This window comes from Corallococcus exiguus, assembly GCF_009909105.1.
Lineage (GTDB): Bacteria > Myxococcota > Myxococcia > Myxococcales > Myxococcaceae > Corallococcus > Corallococcus exiguus.
The window spans coordinates 48,987-71,374 of the sequence record NZ_JAAAPK010000014.1; the positions used below are offsets into that span (position 1 = coordinate 48,987).

Consider the following 22,388-nt stretch of genomic DNA (forward strand, 5'->3'; position numbering starts at 1 on the left):
CATGGGCGCGGGAAAAGTTCTCGGGGCGATGTTGGGTCTCATGGCCGGCCTCCTCATTGGCGGGCCCTGGGCCATCGTGCTCGCCCTCATCCTGGGCACCGCCCTGGGCCACTACTTCGACGAACAGCACGGCGCTCCCCCGGACTTCCCTGAAATCCTCAGCGACTTCCCCGCCACCTTCGAGCCGCCTCCTGAACAGCCCCCCCTCACCCAGGGCCCGGGCGAGTTCCCCATCGTCCAGGCCCCGGACGAGGACCCGCTCGACCGCGACATCACCGCCCTCTTCGTGGACGTGGCCCGCGCCGACGGCGACATGCGCCGCGAGGAGGTCCGCGAGGTCCGCCGCTACTTCGAGGAGGTCCTCCGCGCCGACGCCCACACCGTCCAGGCCGTGCGCCGTTACCTCAAGGACTTCCTCTCCCGCCCCGCCTCCCTGGACGCCCCCGCCTCCCTCGCCTCCTGCCTGGACTCCCTGCCTTCGGGCGAACGGCTCCGCCTGCTGGACGCGCTCTATGAGATGGCGCTCGCGGACGGCCCCCTCCAGCGCTCCGAACGCGAGGCCCTGAAGCGCATGGCCGAAGGCCTGGACGTCCCCGACGCCAAGGTCCAGGCCCTGGCCGAACTGCACCTGGGCGACGCCACCGCCCACTACCAGACGCTGGGCCTCCCCCCGGACGCCACCGACGCGGAGGTGAAGAGCGCCTACCGCAAGCTCGCCGCCCGCTTCCATCCCGACAAGGCCGCCCACCTGGCGCCCAAGGCCGCCGAGCAGGCCGCCCGCCGGTTCCAGGCCGCCCGCGACGCCTACGAGGAAATCCGCAGGCTGCGCGGCCTGTAGCCCGGGTTAGAAGACAGGAATCCCATGAGCCAGCGTCCCCCGAAGAAGAAGGAAGCGGAGTTCCAGAACAACCCGTTCAAGTCCGCCATCAAGACGCTCCAGGACCAGGAGAAGCAGGAGAAGGCAGCGGCCGCCGCCGCGGAGGCCTCGAAGAAGAAGGCCGTCGCGCAGAAGCCCACCAAGGCCCCCAAGGCGCGTCCGGAAGACGACGACGTGGGCCTCTTCTTCTCCGCCATGGACGGCGTGCAGCAGATCACCCATCGCGGTGAAGCCCCCAAGACGAACCCGCGCCTGCCGGAGCTCATCGACGACAACGCGGAGGCGCTCGCGCAGCTCTCCGACCTGGTCGCGGTGGACGGGCCCCTGTCCTTCACCGGCTCGGACGCGGCCTTCGAGGGCGCCTCCCCCGGCACCGACCCCAACCTGCTGCGTTCCCTGCGCCGGGGCGACTTCTCCGTGCAGGACCGGCTGGACCTTCACGGCAAGACGCAGCGCGAGGCCCAGGCCGCCGTGGAGCGCTTCCTGTCCGACAGCCGTCGCGCCAAGCGCCGCTGCGTGCTCATCGTCCACGGGCGCGGTTTGAATTCCAAGGATCAGATCCCGGTGCTCAAGGACGCGGTGAGGGACTTGCTGTCGCAGAAGCGGCTGGAGCGGATGGTGCTGGCGTTCTCCACTGCCCGTCCGCAGGACGGCGGGGCTGGCGCCGTCTACGTGCTGCTGCGCCGATAGCTTTACGCGTGGCCGTGGCTGTGCATACATGCCGCCATGGTTCGCGACCTCATTGACCTTCACATCCACGTGGGTGGCGCGGTGGCTCCGCACATCCTGTGGTCCATTGCCCACCAGCAGGGCTTCAAGCTCCCCGTCAAGAACTACTTCGACTTCGTCGAGCTGATCACCTCCCGTCCGGGCAAGGTGGGCAGCCTCGATGACTACCTGAAGATCCTCCACACCTGGACGGAGAAGATCCAATCCTCTCCCAGCGCCATCGAGCGCTCCGTCTACGAGGTGATTGGCAAGGAGTACCGGGGCAGCCGCGTCACGCAGATTGAGCTGCGCTTCAATCCGATGAAGCGCAACCTCTCCAGCGAGTTGGATCTGGACCACATCATCCACGCGGCGCTGCGGGGCATGGACCGCGCGACGCTGGAGTACGGCGTGAAGGTGGGCCTCATCTTCTGCCTGGCCCGCGAGTTCGACCACAAGCTCAACAGCATCATCGTGGAGAAGGCCATCAAGTACCGCTCGCGCGGCGTGTACGGCATCGACCTGGCCGGCACGGAGCGCGACGCGATGGAGCACAAGGCCTCGCTCTCCGAGTACGAGGACCTCTATGCCCGCGCTCGCAAGGCCGGCCTCAAGTGCACCGTGCACACCGGCGAGACGGCCGGCACGGGCGCCAACGGCCTGATGGCGGCGGTGGAGAAGCTCAAGCCCCACCGCATCGGCCACGGCATCCGCGCCGCGTACGACGAGTCCGCGATGAAGATTCTTCGCGAGAACAACATCACGCTGGAGCTGTGCCCCACGTCCAACATCCACACCAAGGCCGTGGCGGACCTGCAGGAGCTCAAGCACATCATGCAGACGTTCTGGGACCGCAAGGTGAAGTTCACCATCAACACGGACGGCCCCTACCTGCTGGAGACGGACATGCGGCGGGAGATTGAAATCGTCGAGTCCAACAACCTGCTCACCACCGAGCAGGTGGACCAGGCACTCGCGTGGGCGCGCGAGGCGTCCTTCATCCCGGCCTGACGCATGTACGGCCTGACTCGCGCATTGCTCTTCAGCCTGCCCCCGGAGCCCGCGCACCGGCTGGGCATGTCGGGGCTCGCGGCCCTGGGGAAGTGGAACGCCCGCTGCCGCGCCATGCGCGAGCACACGCTGCGCCTCGCGCCCATGGACCTGTCCGTGGAGCTGGCGGGGCTGAAGTTCGCCCACCCGGTGGCGCTCGCCGCCGGGCTGGACAAGGACGCGGAGGCCGTGGACGGGCTGTTCGCCTGCGGCTTCTCCGCGGTGGAGATTGGCACCGTCACGCCGAAGCCCCAGCCCGGCAACCCAAAGCCGCGCTTGTTCCGCCTGCCGGAGCACCGCGCGGTCATCAACCGCATGGGCTTCAACAACCACGGCACGGCCACCGCGGCGGAGCGCCTCAAGGCCCGCTCGTGGAAGCCCGGCCCGCTGGGCGTGAACATCGGCAAGAACAAGGACACGCCGCTGGAGCGCGCGGTCGACGACTACGTGGCGTGCGTGGACGCGCTCGCGTCGCTGGGGGACTACGTCGTCGTCAACGCGTCCTCGCCCAACACGCCGGGCCTGCGCAAGCTGCAGGAGCCGGAGGCGCTGTCCGCGCTGCTGCTCGCCGTGCGCGAGCGGATGGACGCCGTGGCCCCGGGCACGCCGCTGTTCCTGAAGATCGCCCCGGACCTCACGCCCGAAGCCGTGGATGAAGTCGTGGACGTGGCGATGGCGCGCGGGCTGTCCGGGCTCATCGCCACCAACACCACCCTCACCCGCCCCTTCGAGCACAAGCACTCGAAGGAGGCCGGCGGCCTGTCCGGCGCCCCCGTGCGCGAGCTGTCCAACGCCGTCATCCGCCGCGCGTACCAACGCGGCAAGGGCGCCCTGCCCCTCATCGGCGTGGGCGGCGTGTTCACCGCGCAGGACGTCTACGAGAAGCTGCGCGCGGGCGCCACCGTGGTGCAGGTGTACACGGGCTTCATCTACGAGGGCCCGGGCATGGTGGACCGCATCCTCCCGGAGCTGGGCGCCCTGCTGGCCCGTGACGGCTTCGCCTCCGTGCGCGACGTGATTGGCGTGGACGCTCGCTAGGGGAGTCCTCTTCTTCGCGCTCCTGAGTCACCCCTACGCCGGGGAAGTCGCCCAGGACTCTCCGCGCAACTCCTGACACGGCTCCGTCAGTGTGTCGGCACTTCGCGCAGCTCGACGTCGCTCGGGCCCAGCTTGTCCAGCGTCGCGGCGAACCGCTCGGAGACCACCATCACCCCCGTTCCCCATACGCGGAACACGTCGCTCGATGACACAGTGGCCGCGTCCAGCGCCCAGTCGGTGGCGAGGCTGAAGCCGCCCTGGTGGCCGCAGTAGTCGCAGGACGGGCTGTCCGGCGTCACCGAGGCGTAGTGGGCGCGGCCGATGGGGCGCGCCTCCACCTCGTACAGCTGTCCCCTGCTCCCCTGCAGCTGCGCCGGCACCGCCTCCACGCCTTGCAGCGGCAGTTCGCGAAGGGCCGCCCGTGCGTCCTCGCGCACCAGCAGCTGCCAGCCAGGCCATGCCGTCAGCGGACCGAAGTCACCGGACGCGGTGCCCCGAAGTGGCCCAAAGGCGCAGCCTGGCGTCACCTCCTGGTCCACCGCCACCCAGGGCGTGATGGCCGCGGCCATCCGGCGGTACTCGGCCACCGTCGTCGGCAAGAGCGTCTCCTCGAGCTCCTTCGCGAGTGCCCCCGTCCCGCTCAAGTCCACCGTCGGGTACGCGCCCGCGCCCGCCCAGGTTCCGCAGCGCGGACAGTCCACTCCTGGCAGCACCCATCGATGCTCGGCGTCGTAGCGCCCGCTCCACCGCCATGGCCCCTGCGACGCGCGCACTTCGTAGTACCGCATCAGTCCTCCCTTACGGGTTGGGGACTCAGGTCGACGACTTGCCAGTACGTCATCGTCAGGCCGAAGAGGCCGTGCTTCTGAATCATGGCCGACGCCTGCTCGAAGTATTCCACCTTCCTGGCACGGTCCTGTTTCATGCGAAGCCATTCCTCCCACTCGCGATTCCACGGCCCGCCTGCCTCTCCGCGGTGAATCTTGTGATGCAGGTCGGCATCAATGGCAATCACGTACTGGTGGACATCGATGCCTCTGCGCGCGAAGCGACGCTCGAAGGCCTGGGGGAAGATGTGGTGCCGCTCCTTCGGTCGCCTCGCCCATTCTTCAATGGCCTGCTGCCGACGCAGTTCGCTGGGCAGCGGCTCTCGCCTGTGCCAGCGAAACACCATGATGGGCTGCGCACCGCCTGGAAGTCCCTGGGCATTTCCCCAGTTGCGTTGCGCGCCACTTCCAGGCGCGACGAGGAGTGGTGCCACCGTGGCGCCTCGCGTCCGCACCACGCGCCCGGGCACCAGGTCCTCGCAGCGGTACAGCGCGCAGCCCTCGCCGGCACACAGCGCCGCGGTGCAGATGTCGTGCGTGTCATAGCGACATCCTGCCGTCGTTCCCGCCTCCCGCCACACCTCCTCGGGCGTTAGCCGGTGCACTCCAGCTGGCGCGCAGCTGACAACGAGCAGCAGCCCAAGCATCCAACGCATATGGCCCCCGGACGTGAAAGCCGCAGTCTTCCGCACAGCTCACCGTCGCGAGCATGTCCGCGCGGGCAGCACTTCATCCGGTCGCCGACAGCGACCGGCCTTCCCGGTGGCCCCGGGCACGCCGCTGTTCCTGAAGATCGCCCCGGACCTCACGCCCGAGGCCGTGGATGAAGTGGTGGACGTGGCGATGGCGCGAGGGCTGTCCGGGCTCATCGCCACCAACACCACCCTCACCCGCCCCTTCGAGCACAAGCACTCGAAGGAGGCCGGCGGCCTGTCCGGCGCCCCCGTGCGCGAGCTGTCCAACGCCGTCATCCGCCGCGCGTACCAGCGCAGCAAGGGCGCCCTGCCCCTCATCGGCGTGGGCGGCGTGTTCACCGCGCAGGACGTCTACGAAAAGCTGCGCGCGGGCGCCACCGTGGTGCAGGTGTACACGGGTTTCATCTACGAAGGCCCGGGCATGGCGGACCGCATCCTCCCGGAGCTGGGCGCCCTGCTGGCCCGTGACGGCTTCGCCTCCGTGCGCGACGTGATTGGCGTGGACGCTCGCGAAGGCATGCCCGCATAGGCCCACCTGCCCTCCGGGGCAGGTAACCTGTCTTCCTGGTGACACAGGAAACTCGGGACAGGCCCCGGGCGATGATGGTGGGACGTCTTCCGCCCTTCGAGGTGCGCCCTGAAGATCTCCCGTCCGCCGTCGTCCCCGCCCGCGTCGCCGACCTCGACGCCGCGCCCTTCCGTGCCGCAGCCGGTCCCGCCGAAGCCGCCCGCGGAGCAGAGCCCCTCCGACGTCTTCGACGGTCCGGTGGCCAGCTCGAACGTGGGTGACAGCAAGCAGGGTGCTTCAGGCAGCAGCATCCGCGTCGGCGCGAGCGCCTCGAGTGGCGGACAGGGCATCGAGGACCGGGACAAGTTCAAGCCCTCACAGGGCCCCGGCGGCCCGGGCACGACCGCCTCCGGCAGCAGCATCCGCGCGGGCGGCCGGGGCAACTCCGGCGGGACGCAGGGCGATCCCCCCTGCACGCCCCACCGGAGGGACTGAAGACGCCGTTCCTCCCGCGACCGTGCGCTCAGTACTCCTTCAGGAGCGCGGCGGCCACCTTGAGGTCCAGCCGCTTGAACAACGCCGAGACCTTCGCCTTCGGGATCAGCTTCTTCGCGGCCGCCTCTACGCGGAGGAGCGCGAAGGCGAGCTGATCGAGTGAGTCGAAGGCCGGCGAGACAGAGCCCTCCTCGTGCGCGTAGCGGACGACCGCTCCCGTCGTGACGTCGAGGAGGAACATCTCGCCGGAGCCGTCGCTCGCGATGCCGACGTACTTGTCGTCGTTCGCACCGGCCAGGTCCTCCTTCTTGCAGTCGAAGCCGTAGCTGTCGAAGTCGAAGGCGAGGGTCATCGACGGCACGCCACCGCCCGTCACCACTTCGTCCAGCGCGCGACCCGCGGGAACGGCACGAACCTTCTTGCTGCCGGGCTTCGACACGCGGGGCGCCTTCGGGAAGAAGCGCGCCGCGTCGGCCGCGAAGTCACCGCGCTCGATGTAGCCGGCCAGGGTGCTCGCCTCGGTGCTCTCCCCCCACTCGGTGAGCGTGGGCTTGCTCACGTCGAGCGGCGTGCCGTCCTTGGCGAAGAACGTCGTGCTCTTCAGCTTGCCCTTGGCGAACACCGCCGTCAGGCGATGAGGCCAGGGCTTCGGGACCTTGAAGATCTTGTGCAGGAGCTTCGTGCCGGCGTACTCGAACAGGGCGCCATCGACCGGGCCGACGACCCACTCGAGGGCGCCGTCGATGACGCCATCACGCAGTTCAATCCGCAGCTCGTCCGGGAAGTCGAAGCCGGGGCGGAAGCGCACCTCGACCAGCGCGCCGTCCGCGAACGTCGCGATCATCGTATTGTTCGGCCCGCTCGGCAGCCCAAGCGCCTCCTGCATGGCCAGGCGCGGTGCGTGCTCCGACATCTCGTGGATGCCGAGCGACCATTTGATCTCTCCATCCAGCTTGCCGTCCTTGCGCGTGGCGTCGAGCAGCAGGAGGCCCGACGGATGGATCCACAGGCGCTCGCGCGCGTCGTTGGGACCTCCGCATCGCCAGAGTTTGGTGGAGGCATCGAAGGTGGCTTCAGGAGGAACGCTCTTGGGGCGCGGGGCGGTCGTCATCGCGCCGCACCATACCTGTCGCACCCCTTCCCTCCACCTTCTGGTGGGCGCGGAAGCGCTGTCTGGCTTTGAACGCTGACGCGCTGCACCCCAGACGCGTCTTCGGTTTTCCGGGACTCCTCGGAAACTTGGAACGTGGTGGGTCCGATGATGGTTTCAGGAACTCCGTCCTGAGGTGCTTCGTGAAGATCGCCCGCCCGCCGTCGTGCTCCACGCAGCCCGAGCAGTCCACCCAGCTTCCGGTGCACCGTGCGTCCGGACAGAGCATTCTCGGCGGCGGCAAGGGCAGCGCCTCCAGCGCCCAGGGCTACAAGGATCCCCCGGACCAGTTCCAGGGTGGCCCCACGCATGACCAGCCCGGCATCTCGATCCAGGACCGCCTCCATCGCGGCCCGGTGGGCGACGGCGGCAAGGCGCGGCCCTGCGCCTCCGGCTCCAGCGTGAGGGGCCAGGGCGGTGGTCACTCCGGTACGGTCTCGTGCAGCTTCGTGCCTGCGGATAGCGGAGCGCCGGGTACGGCCGGGTCGAAGCCGTCGTCCCCCGTGGAGAAGCTGGTCGAGAAGCTCCGCGACCTGTTCGCGAAGCTGCTGGGTGGGGCCGCGCCGGAAGGCTCTCACCGTGGCCGGGTGGCGACGGGCGATAGCTCCCGGTCCGCGGGCTCCAAGCACTCCGGCAGTGGCCAGGGCCGCATCGGGGCCGAAGAGGACCTCCAGGCCAGCGACTCGGCCCGGGTCGGCGGCTGACCCACGGCGTGATCCTGCGTTCCGGGCGAGAGTGACGGTAGGCTTGCCCCGGAATGAACGACGTCCAGCGATTCGGGCCGTACCGCGTCCTGCGGGACATTGGTGAAGGCGGCATGGGGCGCGTCTCGCTCGCGGAACGCGAGGGCTGGGAAGAGCCGGTCGTCCTCAAGCGCATCCACTCCGAGCACGCCGCCGACGTCCGCTTCCGCCGCCGCCTGCTGCGTGAGGCGGAGGTCGCCGCCGGACTGGACCACCTCAACGTGGTGCGGGTGCTGGAGACGGGCGTCATCGACGACCAGGTCTACCTGTCCATGGAGTACGTCGCGGGCTCCAGCCTCGCGCACGTCCACGCGGCGAGCCGGCCAGAGCTGCTGCCGCTGGGCCCCATCCTGGATGCCATCGCGCAGGCGTGTGACGGGCTCGCGTATGTGCACCAGTTCGTCAACCCGGAGTCGGGCAAGTGGATGGAGCTCATCCACCGCGACGTGTCCCTGGACAACCTGCTGTTGTCCTACACCGGCACGGTGAAGATTGCCGACTTCGGCATCGTGAAGACGTCCGAAGGCACGCAGACGACGTCCGGCGTGGTGATGGGGAAATTGGCATACATGTCCCCGGAGCAGATCCGCGACGACGTCCTGGACGCGCGCGCGGACCTGTACTCGCTGGGCATCTGTCTTTACGAACTGCTCGCCGGACGTCGGCCGTTCCCCATCCAGCGCGGCCGCGCACTGATGGAGTCGGTGCTGTATGACGCTCCGCCACCGCTCATGCCGCAGCGCCCGGGGATTCCCGCGTCGCTGGTGTCGCTGGTGGAAGCCCTGCTCGCCAAGGACCGCAAGGGCAGGCCCACGGAGGCCGCCGCCGTGGCGAAGGAGCTCCGCGCGGAGCTGGCCCGGCTGGGCGAGTCCCCGCTCTTTCCGTCCCGGCTGATGGAGCCGCCCACCGGCGTCCCGGCCAAGCCCCGGAGGCTCCGTCCGGCCCTGCCGGAACCGCCCGCCCCCGCGCCCACGGAGGTGATGAAGCCGGAGGTGCCGCCCACCCTGCCCCTGGAGCCCGCGCCTCCTCTGCGCTCGGAGGCGCCGACCCAGGCGTTGAGGCCCCAGCGTCCCGTGTCCCGGCCACCGGAGCCCGCTCCCGTGAAGGAGCAGGCTCCGCTCCCAGAGCCAGTGAAGCGGTTCCGGCCTTCCGAGCCGCCGCCACCGTCCTCACAGGCATCGTGGCTCAAGTGGGTGGCCGTGTCCGTGGCGGGAAGCCTGCTTGCCGCGGCGGCCTGGTGGTGGAGCTGATCAGCAGCTGATGCAGCTGCTGGCGTAGTTCCGGTATTGATATTCCGTGTGCGTGTAGTTGCCGGCCTCGTCGTGGCACGCCCGGTACTGGAACTGATAACGCATCTTGCCCGAGTTGGTGTACGGGACGGCCACCTGGCCCGCGGGGCACACCGGTGGCCGCTGCTGGGGTCCATTGTCGAGGGACGGAGCCTCGTCCGCCTTCAGCCTCGGCTCACAAACCCAGTTGGTCCCACAGTCTGGATTGGCCAAACACCTCGTCAGGCCGGTGTCACTCCATCCAACCCAATCGCCACACGTGATCAGCGCGGCCTCCGATGTGGCCAGCGGCGTCTCCTCGGCGGCGGCCTCCTCGGGCGTCATCGCTCCACCGCACGCCGTCAATGCCAGACCCGTGCACAGCAGCAACGCGATTCCAGGCTTCATGGATGGCTCCTTGGTCCGAGGAGGACGCCGGCATGGCGCCCGGCCTTCCGACAAGGCCGCATGTTAGGCAATCCGGATTTCCCAGACCACTCCAAGCCTTCACTGCAATTCCATCAATAGCGGTCAAATCCAATGACAGTGAGACTCAACGACTGGCAATCCATTGCTTCACCTGTGCCAGTTCGCGCCGTGTCATGGAGCCGCCCTGGGTGAAGCCATCCTCGGCCTGCTTCGCCAGCGTCAGCGCCCGCGCGTGCTCCGCGGGCTGGCTCCAGAGCGCCTGCGCGAGCGCGAAGTGCGTCATGGCCGCATCCACGGGGTTCCAACCCAGCGGCGCCAGCACCCGCTCGGAGGTCTCCAGCAATTCACGCGCGCTGTCGCCCTGCCCCAGCAGGAAGTACGCGAGCCCCAGCGCGGTGCGGCTGTGGATGGTCCGCGCATGCTCCGCGCCCAGCGAGCGCGACTTGGAATCCAGCGCCGCGCGCAACAGCGGCACCGCCTCCTTCGGACGGCCCTGCGCCACCATCAGCCGCCCCACGTCCTCTTCCAGCGTTTCCACCGCGAACTCCTCCGGCGGCAACACCTTGCGCTGGAGCGTCAGCCCTTCCTGGAAGTGCGCGAGCGCGTCCGTGTCCCGCTCCAGCCGCTCCTCCGCGCCCGCCAAGGCCTTCAGGGAATCAATGGCCTCGCGGCTCTCCGCGCCAAAGCCCTGACGCATGCCCTCCAGCGCCTGCCGGTGCAGCGCGAGCGCCCGGTCCGGCGCGCCCAGCGACTCCTGCACCAGCGCGATGTCGTGGAGCAGCAACAACGTCTGGGAATTGAGCGGCCCCAGCGTCTGCTGCTGCAACGTGTACGCGCGCTGCAACCACTCCAGCGCCTTCGGCAGGTTTCCTGACTCCTGCTCCGCGAAGCCCAGGTTGGTGAGCGTGCCCGCGAGCAGCGGATGCACCGGGCCCAGCCGCTCCTCGTAGATGGCGAGCGCCTTCTGGTACAGCGCGGTGGCCTCCGCCTTCTTGCCCTGGCGCAGCATCACCATGCCCAGGTTGTTGTAGACCTTCGCGGTGTCCACGTGAGTGGGCCCCAGGGTGCGCTCGCGCAGCGCCAGGGCCCGCGTGTAGTGCTCCGCCGCCGCGTCGAGCGCTTCCTCGTTCAGCGCGAGGATGCCCTCGTGGTTGGCGAGCCGTCCCTCCAGGTCCGGCGCGGAGCCCAACCGTTCGATGAGCGCGTGCGCCTGGGCGCTCCACAGGTGGGCCTCGGGGAACCACTCGGGATCCCCGCTCAATCCGAGCACCAGCTCCGTGGCCACCTGGAGCGCCACTTCGTCATGCCGTCCCGCCGTGGCGGCGGCCATGGCCTCGTGCCACGTAGCCCGCGCGTCGCGCGACTGGCTCATGCGGTGGTGGGCCCAGCCCAGGACGTGGAGCGCCTCCGCCTCCACGGGCCGGTAGTGCGTCACGTGCGCCGCCTCCACTGCGGCCTTGGCCACGGGCACCGCCTGCGCGTAGCGGCCCGTGTCGAGCAGCGCCTGCGCATGCGCCACGTCCTTGCGCACGGCGTCCACGCGGGTGCGCGCCGCCTGGTCCTCCGGCGGGGGCACCGCGGCGGAGAGCGCCTCCACGTTCGCGCAGCCAGACACGCCGCGCAGCGAATCCACCGCTTCCGCGCTGCGCTGCACCAGCGCCACATCCGCGTGCGCCAACTCAGCCCCCAGCGCGTCCACCGCCCGCAGGCGCCGATCCAGGCACGACATGCGAAGCGCCAGGTGCGCTTCCGGCTGCTCTCCCGTCACGCGCGTGGCCTCACAGGCCTGGCGGTGCATGCGGCTCCACTCGGACGCGTAGGCATCCAGCGCGCGCTCCACCCGGTCGAAGGCGCCATCCGCGTCCTTCGCGCCGCTCTTCTCGAAGGCCTCCGCCACCGCCGCCTTCTGCGTAGGGCCCCACACGCGGGCGAACAGCTTGGGCGCGCCGCTGCACGGCGTGGGACGCACCCACGCCACGCCCACGCCCAGGAAGAGCCCGGCCACCACCGCGATGGAGCGGCCCGCGAGCTTCTTCCGTCCCGCCTCCGGGTCGCGCTCCAGCGCCGCCAGCAGCGCCTCCATGGACGCGAAGCGCTGCTCCGGCGCCACCGCCAGGCCTTGCGCGAGCACGCGGTGCACCCAGCCAGGGACGGATGGATGCGCGGGCGGCTCCAGCTCCACCCGGGGCACCACCGCGCCCTGGGGGGCCCGCTGCGAATCCAGCAGCGTGACGGCCATGCGCCGCAGCGTCCCCTCCTCGAAGGGGCGCTGACCGGTGAGCGCCTCGTAGACGGACACGCAATAGCTGAACTGATCCGCGCGCGCGTCCGGGCCCCGGCCTGCGTACTGCTCCGGCGCCATGTACGCGGGCGTCCCCACCAGCGCGCCCGTCGCAGTGAGCCTTGTGTCGAGCGGCCCCTCCAACAGCGCGGCCGGTGGCACCGCGGGCCCTGCCTCCGTACCCACGCCCGCGTCGGACGCGATGCCGAAGTCCGTCACCCAGACGCCGCCGTCGCGGCCCAGCAGCACGTTGTCTGGCTTGAAGTCGCGGTGCACCAGCCCCGCCGCGTGCGCCGCCGCGAGCCCCTGCCCCATCGCCCGACACACCGACAGCACCTGGCGCTGCGGGTGCGGCCCCTCGCGCAGCCACTGCCGCAGCGTGCCGCCCTCCACCCGCGCCATGGCGATGAACACCCGGCCCTCGTGTGTGCCCACGTCGTGCACCGTGAGCACGTTCGGGTGGGACAGGCGCGCCATGGCCTGGGCCTCGCGCACCAGCCGCAGCGCGCGGGCGTCCTCCTCCTCGTCAGGCAGACGCCGCTCGTGAAGGAGCTTGATGGCGACGGTGCGGCGCAGCTCCGGGTCGAAGGCCTCGAAGACCTCGCCCATGCCGCCCTTGCCCAGCCGCGCCAGCAACACGTAGCGGCCCACGCGCGTCGCATGGAGCGGACGCTCCGGCGCGCTGGAGTCACCCGTCGGGTGGCCTGTGTTCGGCGCCTGGGAACCGGTGTCTTCAGTGGGCCGGGAGGTCTTCATCGCCCCCAGCCTATCCTGAACCCGCCTTTCCCCATTATCCGTGCCTGCCTACCTGCTCCGGGTAGTGATTGTGACAATGCCCAATGGCAGACATTGCACATCGGACACGACGCACACGGTCAGGGGCGGTTGGCTATAGCGGCGCCCATGCCCACCCTTCTCCTCAGTGCCAAGGACTTGCGCGGCCTCTACACCGTCGAGCTCGGACTGGAAGCCGTCGAGCGTGCCTTCCTGGCGCATGGCCGCGGTGACGCGCTCATGCCCCCCAAGGTGTACCTGTCCCTGCCGAAGTACGACGGCGACTTCCGCGCCATGCCCGCGTTCCTCGACGGCGCGGCCGGCGTGAAGTGGGTCAACGCCCATCCGAACAACCCTCGCAAGCACGGGCTGCCCACGGTGCGCGCCGTGTACGTGCTCAGCGACCCGGACACCGCCTCCCCGCTGGCCATCCTGGACGGCACGCTGCTCACCGCGTGGCGCACCGGCGCCGCCGGCGGCATCGCGTCCAAGTACCTGGCGAAGAAGAAGCCGCGCACGTTGGGGCTCGTGGGCTGCGGCGTGCAGGCGCGTGTCCTCATCGACGCGCACCGCGCCCTCTTCGGGGACCTGGAGCTGCTGCTGGCGGACGCGTCCGCCCAGGCCGCGGAGGCGCTCCAGAAGGAGAAGGGCGGCCGCGTGGTGAGCCTCCAGGAGGCCTCTGGCGCGGACATCGTCTGCTCCGCCACGCCCGCGCGCGCCCCGGTGGTCCGCCGTGAGTGGGTCCAGGCCGGCGCCCACATCAACGCCATGGGCGCGGACGCTCCCGGCAAGCAGGAGCTGGATCCGCGACTGCTCGTCGAAGGGCGCGTCTTCATCGACGACGCGGATCAGGCGCTCCACTCCGGCGAGGTCAACGTGCCGCTGCACGACGGGCTCATCCAGGCCGAGCAGCTCGCCGGTACCCTGGGAGAGGTCGTCGCTGGCCGGAAGCCCGGCCGCACCGGCACCGAGGTCACCGTCTTCGACTCCACCGGCCTCGCCGTGCAGGACGTGGCCCTGGCCCGCGCGCTCTACGACGTCGCCCTGGTGAAGGGCGTGGGCCAGCGGTTCGATCTGGTCGAGGACGCCTGACGCCCGTATCCCACCCGGTGCGTCCTCCTCGCGGAGACGACCCTGAAGGACGCACGGATGCGGCGCTGTGAGGCAAAAAAAGAGAGCGCTCGCCGGCACCTTGGAGTTTTACCGGCGAGCGCCCCGGGCCGCGTGCCGACTGGCAGGGCCTCGTAAAGTCGCGGCGGATGTGGAGAGCGGCCTGTCGGCCCACCCCACGCCACCTTCATGTTTCCAGCCATCCGCCCCGCGTCCCGCGTCCCGGGCCCCGCGCTCGGCGTCCGTTTCCTTCAAAAACCCCTGCGTACCGGCGGTGATTCCTCCACCCGCCTGATCCGCCACACCCAGGGTGGGCACGCTTGCCACCTCCGGCAACACCCGAGGCGCCATTACCACGCCTTGCCCACCAATCTCCACGAAAATCTAGCTATTCCCATCTATAACCTGCGCACACGCAGGTCCTCGGGGAGCAACCGCCTCCCTTTTCTACGAAACGCGCCCGCCCCCAATTGCTGAGGACGGGCGTGGATTATCCGGATCGGTCTGACATTTGCCGGCCCCTGGGGGCGGTTTCAGCCTGGGGGCAGTCCTGCCACCTGGCGGTACAGCGCGTCATGTCGGCGCACCATCTTCTCCAGGGATAGCTCGCGGGCGACGAAGCCCCGGGCGGCCTTGCCCATCTTCCGGGCCTCCTTGGGGTTGGCCAGCAGCCGGCGGAAGGCCTGGGCCAGCTGGGCGGGCCGCTCCGGCTCCACCACCAGGCCCCGCTCGCCGTCCGCGATGAGGTCCGGATTGCCGCCCACCCGCGTCACGACCATGGGGAGCCCCGCCGCCATGCCCTCCATCACTGCGTTGGACATGCCCTCCGCCGTGGAGCACAGGACGCCGAAGGTGGCCTGACCGTAGAGGGCCGGAACGTCCGTGCGGTGCTTGAGGAAGTGCACCCCGTCCGCCACCCCCAGTTCGTGCGCCATCTTCTCCAACCCCGGCCGGCGCGGCCCGTCTCCCACGAACCACGCGTTCAGCTTCGTGCCCTCATGACGCAGCATGGCAAGGGCGAGCAGCAGGTCCTCCTGCCGCTTCACGGGGTGGTTCATGTTGGCCACGTGGAGGACCGTGGGCACGCCGCTGGTGTCGGGCAGTGTGTCCTTGAGCCCCTCCGCCGCGCGCGCATCGAAGCGCTGGAGGTCCAGGCCGTTGTGGATGACGGAGATGCGTGAGGCGGGCAGCCCCTCCTCGTTCATGAGCAGCTGGCGGATGGCCTCCGCGTTGGCGATGACGTGATCCGCCATGCGCGTCATCTGCGCGTGCAGCAGGCGGCGGGCCTTGCCCTGCCAGTGGGACAGGTCCAACCGGCCGACGATGACCTTCGCGCCCGCGAGCTTCGCGGCCGGCACCGCGATGATGCTGGAGTAGAAGTCATGCACGTGCACCAGCTGGACGCGGTGCTGCTTGAGCCAGCGGGCCATCCGGTGGATCTGCAGCAGCGTGTTGGGCTGCACGAGCGAGCCCTTGAGTGAGAACACCTCCGGCGCGTGCCCCAGCTTCCAGACCGAGCCCATCAAGGGCCCGGCGTCCTCCAACACAGACACCTGTAATTGATAGCTGGAGGGCAGGCCTCGCAGCAGCTCCAGCACCTGGACCTCGGTGCCGCCAATGTGGAACGACCGGGTGAATTGCACCAGGCGGAGGGGCTCCTGCCCCATCCGCGCATCCTCACGCCGCATGCCCAGACCCCTCCCACGTGGCCACCGGCGCGGGACTCATCGCCGGTTGCCTCCCCACCGCCAGGGCTCGCTCCCGTGCCTGCGCGATGCGGTGCGCGCTCGCGGCCAAGCCGAAGAGCACGTAGCAGTGCGCGGACAGGATGTAGCCCGAGAACAAATCACAGACGAGGTAGCCCGCCACCGCCGCCAGTAAGGCGCGTGCCAGCCATCCCATCTCCGAGTCCGACGACGCGGCCGCGGCCCCGCCCACGGCTCCGCCCGAGAACACCAGGAAGCACAGGAGGCCAATCCACCCGAGCTCCCCGATGACGTCGAGGAAGATGTTGTGCGCCACGTAGGCGCGGTGCGCCTCGGGCGGCGCGTACTCGAACCAGGCGTAGCGGAAGCCGCCCGCGCCCACGCCGAGCAGCGGCTTGTCCAGGCTCATGCGGCTGGCCACCTGCCACGCGTAGACGCGGCCCATGGCGGACGCGTCCTCGTGGAACGACGCCACCGTCTCATTGCGCTGCCAGAAGCTCTTGGGCGCGAACACCGCCAGGCCCGCGACGAACACGGTGCCCAGCACGATGGCCTGCATGCGGCGCTTCTCGCGGATGGCCCACATGGCCATCGCCACCGACAGGCCAATGAAGCCACCGCGCGAGTGCGACAACACGATGGCCACCACCGCCAGCACCGCGGACACCGCGCACAGCACGCGGAACACCCACGGGGTGCTCTTGCGCGCGAGGAACGCCACCGCGAGCGGCACCACCAGCACCATGTTCATGGCCATGTGGTTGGGGTCCGCGTACACGCCGACCCAGCGCGAACGGAAGCCCTCCACCATGTTCTCGCCGACGATGTACCAGTTGATGACGCCAATGGACGTCACGATGGCGCCCAGCACCATGGCGCCGGCCACCACCGCCAGCCGCTTGGGCGTGGTGATGACGTTGACGAGCGTCACGTAGATGGCCGTGAGCTTGAGCAGCTCCACGCCCTGGAAGCGCGTCACCTCCGGGTTCACGCTCCACGCCACCGAGCAGAACGCCAGCGACGAGAACGCCAGCAGCGCGATGCCCCGCGCGCCGTCGAAGAAGAGAGGCTCCGCCTTGCCAATGCGGCGCATCACCATCAGGCCCGCGCCAAGCCCTGAAGTCAGCAGCGCGAGCCGCAGCGGCTCCAGCGCGGGGATCCACTCACCCGGCACCGCGTACATCACCGCCGCGAACCCCGCGAGCATGTAGAAAGCCAGTACGTCGCGACGCTGCCCCACCGCGCCCGGTCCCATGTACGCCACCCCTTCGCTGTCGGTCGCTCGTCCCGTCACACGCGTGCCCCTGGCCCTCGTGGATTTCCGTCTGCTGTTTGCAAACAGCGGTTTGCAAACAGCTAGCGGGCGAGGGGCAAAGCAGCGCGCGTGCCAGAAGATGGCAACGCGGGAGGCCTGTATCTTCGGGAGGTTGCGGGCTCGCCCCCGACCGCCGGGCCGGGCAAGGCTGAAAAAGCTACGGGACCGGGGCGCTCTCCATCGGTAGGACCGCGGAGGCGATCAGATCCAAACGGCCCTCGCGCAGCCACGCCGGCCCCAGCTCCGACAAAAGCCGCGCCAGCGTGACGTTCACCACCCGACGCAGCTCCTCACGCGCTGGCTCCGGAACCACGGGCGAAAGCGCCGCCACCGCGCGCTCCGCCGCGCTCGCACGCAGGCGAGGTGCATCCGGAGTGCCTTCGAACAGGCGCTGGCCCAGCTCCACCGTGCGCCCCAGCGGCACGGGCCGCACGTCCACGCCCTCCTCCAGCACGGCCATGGACACGACCGCCGCCCACAGCCGCTCCACGCCCAGCACGTCCAGCGACACGCCGAAGCGCGCCAGCACCGTGTGCGCCGCGTCCTCGGAGCCGCCCAGGAGCGCGCCCAGCGCCGCCACCTGTCCCTCCGCGCGCGCGAGCAGTGCTTCCGAACCGGCCACCTCCCGCAGCGAACGGAACGGAACGGGCTCCGCGCCCGGGACGCGCAGCGCCCGCCGGGGACGCTTGCGCCGCAGGGCCTCCAGCGCGGCGGCCTCCTCCGGGAGCACCAGCGGCACGTCCTCCAGCTTCATGAAGGGTGCCTTGAAGAGTCGATCCGCGCGGTACTTGAGCTGGAGCGTCAGCGTGAAGCCCACCTGGAAGACGCGGCGCAGGGGCGTATCCCGCAGCACGTCCGGCGCCTTCGCGGGGTCGGCGCCCGTCAGGTGCTCCAGGCCCAGCGACAGGTAGTCGCGCACCCATTCGCCCACGCGGCGCACGGCGTCCAGGTCGCCCGGGTCGCCCAGCTCCGCGACGAGCACCGCGTTGGCCACTTCCCGCAGCTCGTCCTCCGCGTTCATCCGCTCCACGTCGGACAGGTCCCGGAAGGCCGCCTCCAGGTAGTCCAGGTGGCCGCCCGTGGCGGTGAGCGCGGGCGTCCCGGGCCCCGTGGGGCGCGGCGGCACGTCCACTCGGCTGAAGAGGGCGAGCGCGTCCTCCAGCGACGGGAAGCCCAGGTCGGACAGGCGCGCGCGGCGGAACTGGAACGCGGTCTCCTCCAGCTCGGAGGGAATCTCCCAGCGCACGGCCTCGAAGAGGCGCACCGCTTCGAAGGGGTTCTCCGCGATGAGGTCATTGAGGAGCGCGCGCATGGCGGACATCTCCACGCCCTCCACCTTCACCTCCACCAGGTAGCGCCCTTCCGGGGTCTCCATCGTCATGCCCTGCGGGTTGACGTCCGGGTTCTCCTCCAGGTCGTGGACGACGGTGAACTCCTTGAGGAGCGTCTCCACCACCTCCAGGTCCACCGCGTGCACCTTGCGCAGGAAGTCCTCCGGCTCGTCGCCGCGCGCGGCGCGCAGCCAGGTGAGCACCGCGTGCGGATCCAGCTTGTCCTTCGCCCAGCCGCCCAGGTCCACGAAGGTGCGGAACTGCGCGGGCGACGCCAGCTGCACGAGCTCCGTCGTGTCCGCCAGCCCCACCTCCTGGATGGTGACGTAGAGGTCCTCCGCGGGCAGCGAGCGCACCAGCGCGGGCGTGTCCTCCGCGTCGAAGAGCGCCGCCACCCGCTGGCGCGGGGACAGGCGCATCAACCGCTGACGCTCCTCGCGAGGCGCGAGGGGCGAACCACCACCATTCGTCTTGCCGTTCTGGGACACGCCGGGGGTGCTACCACAGCGCGCCTACGGCCGGCAGCCTCAGACGCGGGTGGCCTTGCCGAAGGTGTCCAGCAGCGTGCCCCAGACCTCCTCCACGCCCAGCTTCTCCGTGGAGGAGAACGGGATGACCGCCTCGCGGGGCAGCTCCAGTTGCTCCGCGACCTTGTGCAGCCGGGGCTTGCGCTGCGCCTTCGTCAGCCGGTCCACCTTGGTGGCCACGACGAGGATGCGGCGGTTGTGCTCCTGGAGGTAGTCCAGCGTCTGCATGTCCTCCGGCGTGGGGCCAATCTCCGCGTCGATGATGCTCACCACCACCTCCAACCGGTGCCGGTTCTTGAGGTAGGTGGTGATCATCTCCTGCCACTGGGCCTTGTCCGCCTTGCTCGCCTTGGCGAAGCCGTAGCCGGGCAGGTCCGCCAGGCGCACCGTGTGGCGCACGCCGTCGCGGTCCAGGTCGATGTCGAAGAAGTTGAGCGTGCGGGTACGCCCCGGCGTGTTGGACACGCGCACCAGCTTCCGCCGGTTCGTCAGGGCGTTGATCATGGACGACTTGCCGACGTTGGAGCGGCCGACGAAGGCCACCTCCGCGCCGTGGTCCGTGGGCAGCCCCTTGAGCTCCACGGCGGTGGTGACGAAGCGGGAATCGAGGATCTTGATCAAGCGGAGGTCACTTACTTCTTCGCCGTGGCCGGAGCCGGCGTGGAGGGGGCGGCGTCCGCCCGGGTCTGCTGCTTGCGAGCGCGCTCGGCGGACCAGTGGTCGATGGCCTTCAGCGCTTCCTTGAAGTCGAACGGGCGCAGGGACGGCGAGGACGCGTCATGGCAGGTGCGGCACTGCTTCTCCGACGGGTCCACCAACCCCACCAGCCGCGCCAGCTCCGGGTCCTTCATCACGTAGGACGGCGAGTAGTACTGCCCGCCGCCGTGGCATGTCTCGCAGGTGACGGCCGCCAGCTGCTGCTCCGCCTGGTCCGGCGCGTGGCAGGACAGGCAGCGCGCGTCCTTCTTCTGCCCTTCCGCCAGCGTCTCGGTCGCACGGGCGTGCTTGGACTTCATCCACGCGTCGTACGCCTCCGGGTGGCAGCCCTTGCAGCTGTCGGGGCCCGTGAAGTCCGCGGCGCCGGCGAGGCCGCCGGAAACGGCGAGCAAGAGGGCGGAAAAGACCCGGAAGGCACGAGAAGACATGCCTTGAGCACGTAGCAGAGGCCCCTGGAGGGGGCAAGGCGTCTCGTTCGTGATTGAATACCGGGCGGACAGCTGCGTGGCTTGAGGTAACGGACCTTGAGGCGTGCCTGCCTGATCCGCTAGGGAGGAGTCGAGATGCGGACCCCCGTGATTGCCGTCCTGTTCGCCGTTGCCGTCGCTGCCGTCTCCCTGCCTGCTTCCGCCAAGCCGTGGCAGGGCATCGAGCCCGGGTCCTCCAAGAAGGAGGACGTGGTGAAGAAGTTCGGGGAGCCGTCCCGGACCATGAGCCAGGAGGGCAAGGAGATCCTGGCCTACTTCGCCAAGGAGGCCATCAAGGGCACCACCCAGGCCCAGTTCAAGGTGGACCCGGCCACCCAGATGGTGGAGCGCATCGACGTGTTCCCCGGGCCCGTCATCGAGAAGGACACCATCGAGAACAGCTACGGCCCCGCGTGCCCGGCCGGCGCCATGCCCGCCACGCCCTGCTACCTGCGCAAGCTGACGGACGACTTCCGCACCTACTTCCTCTACGTGAAGCTGGGCGTGGCCATCTTCTTCAACGAGGACGGCAAGACGGTGCAGTCCTTCGTCTTCACCACCCCCAAGGCCGCGAAGTAGCCCGTGCACGTCTTCGGACTGACGGGCGGCATCGCCTCCGGCAAGAGCACGGTGAGCCGGATGCTGCGGGAGCTGGGCGCGCGCGTGCTGGACGCGGACGTGCTCGCCCGCGAGGTGGTGGAGCCCGGCACGCCCGGCCTGAGGCGCATCGACGAGCGCTTCCCCGGCGTGGTGGGCCCCGACGGCCGCCTGGACCGGGTGAAGCTGGGTGCGCACATCTTCGCGAACGCCGAGGAGCGGGCCGCCCTCAACGCCATCGTGCACCCGGAGATACGCGCCCTCTTCCTCCAGAAGCTCCAGGCGTTGGAGGCGGAAGGGGTCACCCACGCCGTCTACGACGTGCCGCTGCTCATCGAAACGGGGCTGCACCAGGCCATGGAGGGCGTGGCCGTGGTGTGGGTGCCGCGCGAGGTGCAGAAGGCGCGGCTGATGACGCGCGACGGGCTCCTGGCGGACCAGGCGGAGGCGCGGCTCCAGGCGCAGATGGCGCTGGACGACAAGCGCGAGCACGCGACCTGGGTCATTGACAACAGCGGCGCGCCGGAGGCCACCCGCCCTCAGGTGGAGGCGGTGTGGCGGGCGATGCTCGCACACGGCTGACGGGCGGTTATGCTGCGCCGCGCATGAGCGAGACGTCCAAGACGCGGCAGGGCCCTGGCACCTACTTCATCACCGGCTACCCGGGCTTCATCGGCAAGCGGCTGGTGGAGCACATCGCGCGGGAGGACCCGAAGGGGCACATCTACGCGCTCGTGCAGCCCAAGGCCTTCAAGGAGGCGCAGTCGCTCGCGGCGAAGGTGAAGGGCGCGCGCGTGGAGCTGCTCACCGGTGACGCGGTGGACATGCACCTGGGCCTGTCCGGCGAGGAGTACCAGCGCCTGTGCGAACGGGTGACGGACATCTTCCACCTGGCTGCGGTATCGCAGCTGGGCGTGCCCAAGGAGACCGCGTGGCGGGTGAACGTGGACGGCACGCGCAACCTGCTGGAGCTGGCGCGCGACTGCGAGAACCTCTCCCGCTTCAACCACTTCTCCACCTGCTACGTGTCCGGCGACCGCGTGGGCGTCATCGCCGAGGACGAGCTGGACCGGGGCCAGTCCTTCCGCAACGCCTACGAGGAGACGAAGTTCCAGGCGGAGCGGCTGGTGCAGCGCGCCTCCGCCACCCTCCCCGTCACCATCTTCCGTCCGTCCAGCGTGGTGGGCGACTCGCGCACGGGCGAAATCGATCGCTTCGAGGGCCCCTACTACCTGGGCATCCTGCTCGTCACGTCCCCGCTGGTGGTGCCGCTGCCCCTGCCGGGCAACGGCGTGGCGCCGCTCAACGTCGTCCCGGTGGACTTCGTGGTGGAGGCCGTGTGGCGGCTGTCGCGTGACGCGCGCGCGAAGGGGCGCATCTTCCACCTGGTGGACCCCAACCCCATGAGCGCGCGGCGCGTGTACGAGCTCATCGCGGAGAAGTCCCACAAGCGGCTGCCGCGCTTCAACCTGTCCGCGCGCGCCGCGGACGTGATGCTGCGGCTGCCCGTGCTGGAGAAGCTGGCCCGGCCCCAGCGCGCCGCCATCAGCTACGTGAACCACCTGGCCATCTACAACTGCCACAACACGCTGGAGCTGCTCGACGGCACCGGCGTGCGGTGTCCCCCGCTGTCGTCGTACCTGGATCAGCTCGTCGCCTACGTGCGGGAACAGTACAAGCAGCGCAAGGAGGGCGCGGAGGTCGAGGATCCACTGGACCACGGTCCACTGCCCACTTCGGATGAAGGCGCGCCGGCACCGCGCTCGCGCCGCTGA

The 22,388-nt window shown here is 69.9% G+C and carries 21 protein-coding genes and 1 pseudogene; 12 read left to right on the plus strand and 10 right to left on the minus strand.

What is annotated here, in order from left to right:
- The first annotated feature begins 40 nt into the window (after positions 1 to 40).
- From GTZ93_RS37195 to GTZ93_RS37210, 4 genes are read left to right on the plus strand one after another with little or no spacing between them, the layout of a single operon-like run.
- Positions 41 to 838 carry a TerB family tellurite resistance protein gene (locus GTZ93_RS37195; RefSeq protein ID WP_315967411.1) on the plus strand — a complete coding sequence of 266 codons (798 nt, stop codon included), beginning with the start codon at positions 41 to 43 and terminating at the stop codon, positions 836 to 838.
- A 24-nt stretch (positions 839 to 862) separates the two neighbouring features.
- The gene (locus GTZ93_RS37200; protein WP_139917431.1) at positions 863 to 1,567 is read left to right on the plus strand and encodes a Smr/MutS family protein; all 705 of its coding nucleotides are present in this window, start codon (positions 863 to 865) and stop codon (positions 1,565 to 1,567) included.
- Between the two features lie 36 nt (positions 1,568 to 1,603).
- Positions 1,604 to 2,596 (plus strand): adenosine deaminase, encoded by a 993-nt coding sequence (add, locus tag GTZ93_RS37205; protein WP_139917429.1) that lies wholly within the window; start codon positions 1,604 to 1,606, stop codon positions 2,594 to 2,596.
- Positions 2,597 to 2,599: 3 nt separating this feature from the next.
- The gene (locus GTZ93_RS37210; protein ID WP_139917427.1) at positions 2,600 to 3,673 is read left to right on the plus strand and encodes a quinone-dependent dihydroorotate dehydrogenase; all 1,074 of its coding nucleotides are present in this window, start codon (positions 2,600 to 2,602) and stop codon (positions 3,671 to 3,673) included.
- A gap of 86 nt (positions 3,674 to 3,759) precedes the next feature.
- Here the strand turns inward: GTZ93_RS37210 and sitI6 are convergent, their stop codons facing one another.
- Together sitI6 and sitA6 are read right to left on the minus strand one after the other, a co-directional pair.
- The gene (gene sitI6, locus GTZ93_RS37215; RefSeq protein ID WP_139917425.1) at positions 3,760 to 4,461 is read right to left on the minus strand and encodes a SitI6 family double-CXXCG motif immunity protein; all 702 of its coding nucleotides are present in this window, start codon (positions 4,459 to 4,461) and stop codon (positions 3,760 to 3,762) included.
- On the minus strand, positions 4,461 to 5,156 hold the full coding sequence (gene sitA6, locus GTZ93_RS37220) for a SitA6 family polymorphic toxin lipoprotein (RefSeq protein ID WP_139917423.1): 696 nt from the start codon (positions 5,154 to 5,156) through the stop codon (positions 4,461 to 4,463). Before sitA6 ends, sitI6 begins: the two co-directional genes overlap by 1 nt.
- A 103-nt stretch (positions 5,157 to 5,259) precedes the next feature.
- On the opposite strand from sitA6, the pseudogene GTZ93_RS37225 reads away from it, so the two are divergent.
- Both GTZ93_RS37225 and GTZ93_RS37230 read left to right on the plus strand, forming a co-directional pair.
- Positions 5,260 to 5,724 (plus strand): annotated as a pseudogene (locus tag GTZ93_RS37225) (quinone-dependent dihydroorotate dehydrogenase); the annotation flags it as partial.
- A 171-nt stretch (positions 5,725 to 5,895) separates the two neighbouring features.
- Positions 5,896 to 6,198: a hypothetical protein gene (locus tag GTZ93_RS37230; protein ID WP_139917421.1), complete on the plus strand. Its 303-nt coding sequence runs from the start codon at positions 5,896 to 5,898 to the stop codon at positions 6,196 to 6,198.
- A 28-nt stretch (positions 6,199 to 6,226) separates the two neighbouring features.
- On the opposite strand, the gene GTZ93_RS37235 is transcribed toward GTZ93_RS37230, so the two are convergent.
- Positions 6,227 to 7,309, minus strand: coding sequence for an SMI1/KNR4 family protein (locus GTZ93_RS37235; protein ID WP_139917419.1), 1,083 nt, complete (start codon positions 7,307 to 7,309; stop codon positions 6,227 to 6,229).
- A 182-nt stretch (positions 7,310 to 7,491) separates the two neighbouring features.
- On the opposite strand from GTZ93_RS37235, the gene GTZ93_RS37240 reads away from it, so the two are divergent.
- Both GTZ93_RS37240 and GTZ93_RS37245 read left to right on the plus strand, forming a co-directional pair.
- Positions 7,492 to 8,052 (plus strand): hypothetical protein, encoded by a 561-nt coding sequence (locus GTZ93_RS37240; RefSeq protein ID WP_139917416.1) that lies wholly within the window; start codon positions 7,492 to 7,494, stop codon positions 8,050 to 8,052.
- A 53-nt stretch (positions 8,053 to 8,105) separates the two neighbouring features.
- Positions 8,106 to 9,341 (plus strand): serine/threonine protein kinase, encoded by a 1,236-nt coding sequence (locus GTZ93_RS37245; RefSeq protein ID WP_139917414.1) that lies wholly within the window; start codon positions 8,106 to 8,108, stop codon positions 9,339 to 9,341.
- Here GTZ93_RS37245 and GTZ93_RS37250 read toward each other — a convergent pair whose 3' ends face one another.
- Positions 9,342 to 9,767: a hypothetical protein gene (locus GTZ93_RS37250; protein ID WP_139917412.1), complete on the minus strand. Its 426-nt coding sequence runs from the start codon at positions 9,765 to 9,767 to the stop codon at positions 9,342 to 9,344.
- A 145-nt stretch (positions 9,768 to 9,912) separates the two neighbouring features.
- The gene (locus tag GTZ93_RS37255) at positions 9,913 to 12,825 is read right to left on the minus strand and encodes a serine/threonine-protein kinase (protein ID WP_139917410.1); all 2,913 of its coding nucleotides are present in this window, start codon (positions 12,823 to 12,825) and stop codon (positions 9,913 to 9,915) included.
- Positions 12,826 to 12,972: 147 nt separating this feature from the next.
- Here GTZ93_RS37255 and GTZ93_RS37260 point away from each other — a divergent pair, with 147 nt between their 5' ends.
- Positions 12,973 to 13,935, plus strand: coding sequence for an ornithine cyclodeaminase family protein (locus GTZ93_RS37260; protein ID WP_139917408.1), 963 nt, complete (start codon positions 12,973 to 12,975; stop codon positions 13,933 to 13,935).
- A 551-nt stretch (positions 13,936 to 14,486) separates the two neighbouring features.
- Here the strand turns inward: GTZ93_RS37260 and GTZ93_RS37265 are convergent.
- The 5 genes from GTZ93_RS37265 to GTZ93_RS37285 form a co-directional block, all read right to left on the minus strand.
- Positions 14,487 to 15,641 carry a glycosyltransferase gene (locus tag GTZ93_RS37265; RefSeq protein ID WP_139917406.1) on the minus strand — a complete coding sequence of 385 codons (1,155 nt, stop codon included), beginning with the start codon at positions 15,639 to 15,641 and terminating at the stop codon, positions 14,487 to 14,489.
- Positions 15,631 to 16,914 (minus strand): O-antigen ligase family protein, encoded by a 1,284-nt coding sequence (locus GTZ93_RS37270; protein WP_139917433.1) that lies wholly within the window; start codon positions 16,912 to 16,914, stop codon positions 15,631 to 15,633. The genes GTZ93_RS37265 and GTZ93_RS37270 overlap by 11 nt, the downstream gene beginning before the upstream one ends.
- Positions 16,915 to 17,131: 217 nt before the next feature.
- Positions 17,132 to 18,793, minus strand: coding sequence for a DUF6178 family protein (locus GTZ93_RS37275; RefSeq protein WP_139917404.1), 1,662 nt, complete (start codon positions 18,791 to 18,793; stop codon positions 17,132 to 17,134).
- Positions 18,794 to 18,832: 39 nt separating this feature from the next.
- Positions 18,833 to 19,453 (minus strand): ribosome biogenesis GTP-binding protein YihA/YsxC, encoded by a 621-nt coding sequence (gene yihA / locus GTZ93_RS37280; RefSeq protein WP_120575605.1) that lies wholly within the window; start codon positions 19,451 to 19,453, stop codon positions 18,833 to 18,835.
- An 11-nt stretch (positions 19,454 to 19,464) separates the two neighbouring features.
- Positions 19,465 to 19,977, minus strand: coding sequence for a multiheme c-type cytochrome (locus GTZ93_RS37285; RefSeq protein WP_120575604.1), 513 nt, complete (start codon positions 19,975 to 19,977; stop codon positions 19,465 to 19,467).
- A 135-nt stretch (positions 19,978 to 20,112) separates the two neighbouring features.
- On the opposite strand from GTZ93_RS37285, the gene GTZ93_RS37290 reads away from it, so the two are divergent.
- Genes GTZ93_RS37290 through GTZ93_RS37300 form a run of 3 tightly spaced genes read left to right on the plus strand, consistent with a single transcriptional unit; the run spans position 20,113 to position 22,388 of the window.
- Complete coding sequence (locus GTZ93_RS37290; protein ID WP_120575603.1) at positions 20,113 to 20,595, plus strand: hypothetical protein; 483 nt, start codon at positions 20,113 to 20,115, stop codon at positions 20,593 to 20,595.
- A 3-nt stretch (positions 20,596 to 20,598) separates the two neighbouring features.
- Positions 20,599 to 21,195: a dephospho-CoA kinase gene (gene coaE / locus GTZ93_RS37295; RefSeq protein ID WP_139917402.1), complete on the plus strand. Its 597-nt coding sequence runs from the start codon at positions 20,599 to 20,601 to the stop codon at positions 21,193 to 21,195.
- 23 nt (positions 21,196 to 21,218) lie between these two features.
- Entirely contained in the window at positions 21,219 to 22,388 is a 1,170-nt protein-coding gene (locus GTZ93_RS37300; RefSeq protein WP_167548635.1) for an SDR family oxidoreductase, read from the plus strand.

What these genes read in the sequence shown, in the direction of transcription:
- sitI6 (WP_139917425.1), bottom strand. Translation starts at nt 4,461, where the DNA reads ATGCGGTACTACGAAGTGCGCGCGTCGCAGGGGCCATGGCGGTGGAGC.
- GTZ93_RS37195 (WP_315967411.1), top strand. Translation starts at nt 41, where the DNA reads ATGGCCGGCCTCCTCATTGGCGGGCCCTGGGCCATCGTGCTCGCCCTC.
- GTZ93_RS37210 (WP_139917427.1), top strand. Translation starts at nt 2,600, where the DNA reads ATGTACGGCCTGACTCGCGCATTGCTCTTCAGCCTGCCCCCGGAGCCC.
- GTZ93_RS37250 (WP_139917412.1), bottom strand. Translation starts at nt 9,767, where the DNA reads ATGAAGCCTGGAATCGCGTTGCTGCTGTGCACGGGTCTGGCATTGACG.
- GTZ93_RS37270 (WP_139917433.1), bottom strand. Translation starts at nt 16,914, where the DNA reads ATGGGACCGGGCGCGGTGGGGCAGCGTCGCGACGTACTGGCTTTCTAC.
- GTZ93_RS37260 (WP_139917408.1), top strand. Translation starts at nt 12,973, where the DNA reads ATGCCCACCCTTCTCCTCAGTGCCAAGGACTTGCGCGGCCTCTACACC.
- add (WP_139917429.1), top strand. Translation starts at nt 1,604, where the DNA reads ATGGTTCGCGACCTCATTGACCTTCACATCCACGTGGGTGGCGCGGTG.
- GTZ93_RS37255 (WP_139917410.1), bottom strand. Translation starts at nt 12,825, where the DNA reads ATGAAGACCTCCCGGCCCACTGAAGACACCGGTTCCCAGGCGCCGAAC.
- GTZ93_RS37200 (WP_139917431.1), top strand. Translation starts at nt 863, where the DNA reads ATGAGCCAGCGTCCCCCGAAGAAGAAGGAAGCGGAGTTCCAGAACAAC.
- sitA6 (WP_139917423.1), bottom strand. Translation starts at nt 5,156, where the DNA reads ATGCGTTGGATGCTTGGGCTGCTGCTCGTTGTCAGCTGCGCGCCAGCT.
- GTZ93_RS37290 (WP_120575603.1), top strand. Translation starts at nt 20,113, where the DNA reads ATGCGGACCCCCGTGATTGCCGTCCTGTTCGCCGTTGCCGTCGCTGCC.
- GTZ93_RS37265 (WP_139917406.1), bottom strand. Translation starts at nt 15,641, where the DNA reads ATGCGGCGTGAGGATGCGCGGATGGGGCAGGAGCCCCTCCGCCTGGTG.
- GTZ93_RS37285 (WP_120575604.1), bottom strand. Translation starts at nt 19,977, where the DNA reads ATGTCTTCTCGTGCCTTCCGGGTCTTTTCCGCCCTCTTGCTCGCCGTT.
- GTZ93_RS37300 (WP_167548635.1), top strand. Translation starts at nt 21,219, where the DNA reads ATGAGCGAGACGTCCAAGACGCGGCAGGGCCCTGGCACCTACTTCATC.
- GTZ93_RS37235 (WP_139917419.1), bottom strand. Translation starts at nt 7,309, where the DNA reads ATGACGACCGCCCCGCGCCCCAAGAGCGTTCCTCCTGAAGCCACCTTC.
- GTZ93_RS37245 (WP_139917414.1), top strand. Translation starts at nt 8,106, where the DNA reads ATGAACGACGTCCAGCGATTCGGGCCGTACCGCGTCCTGCGGGACATT.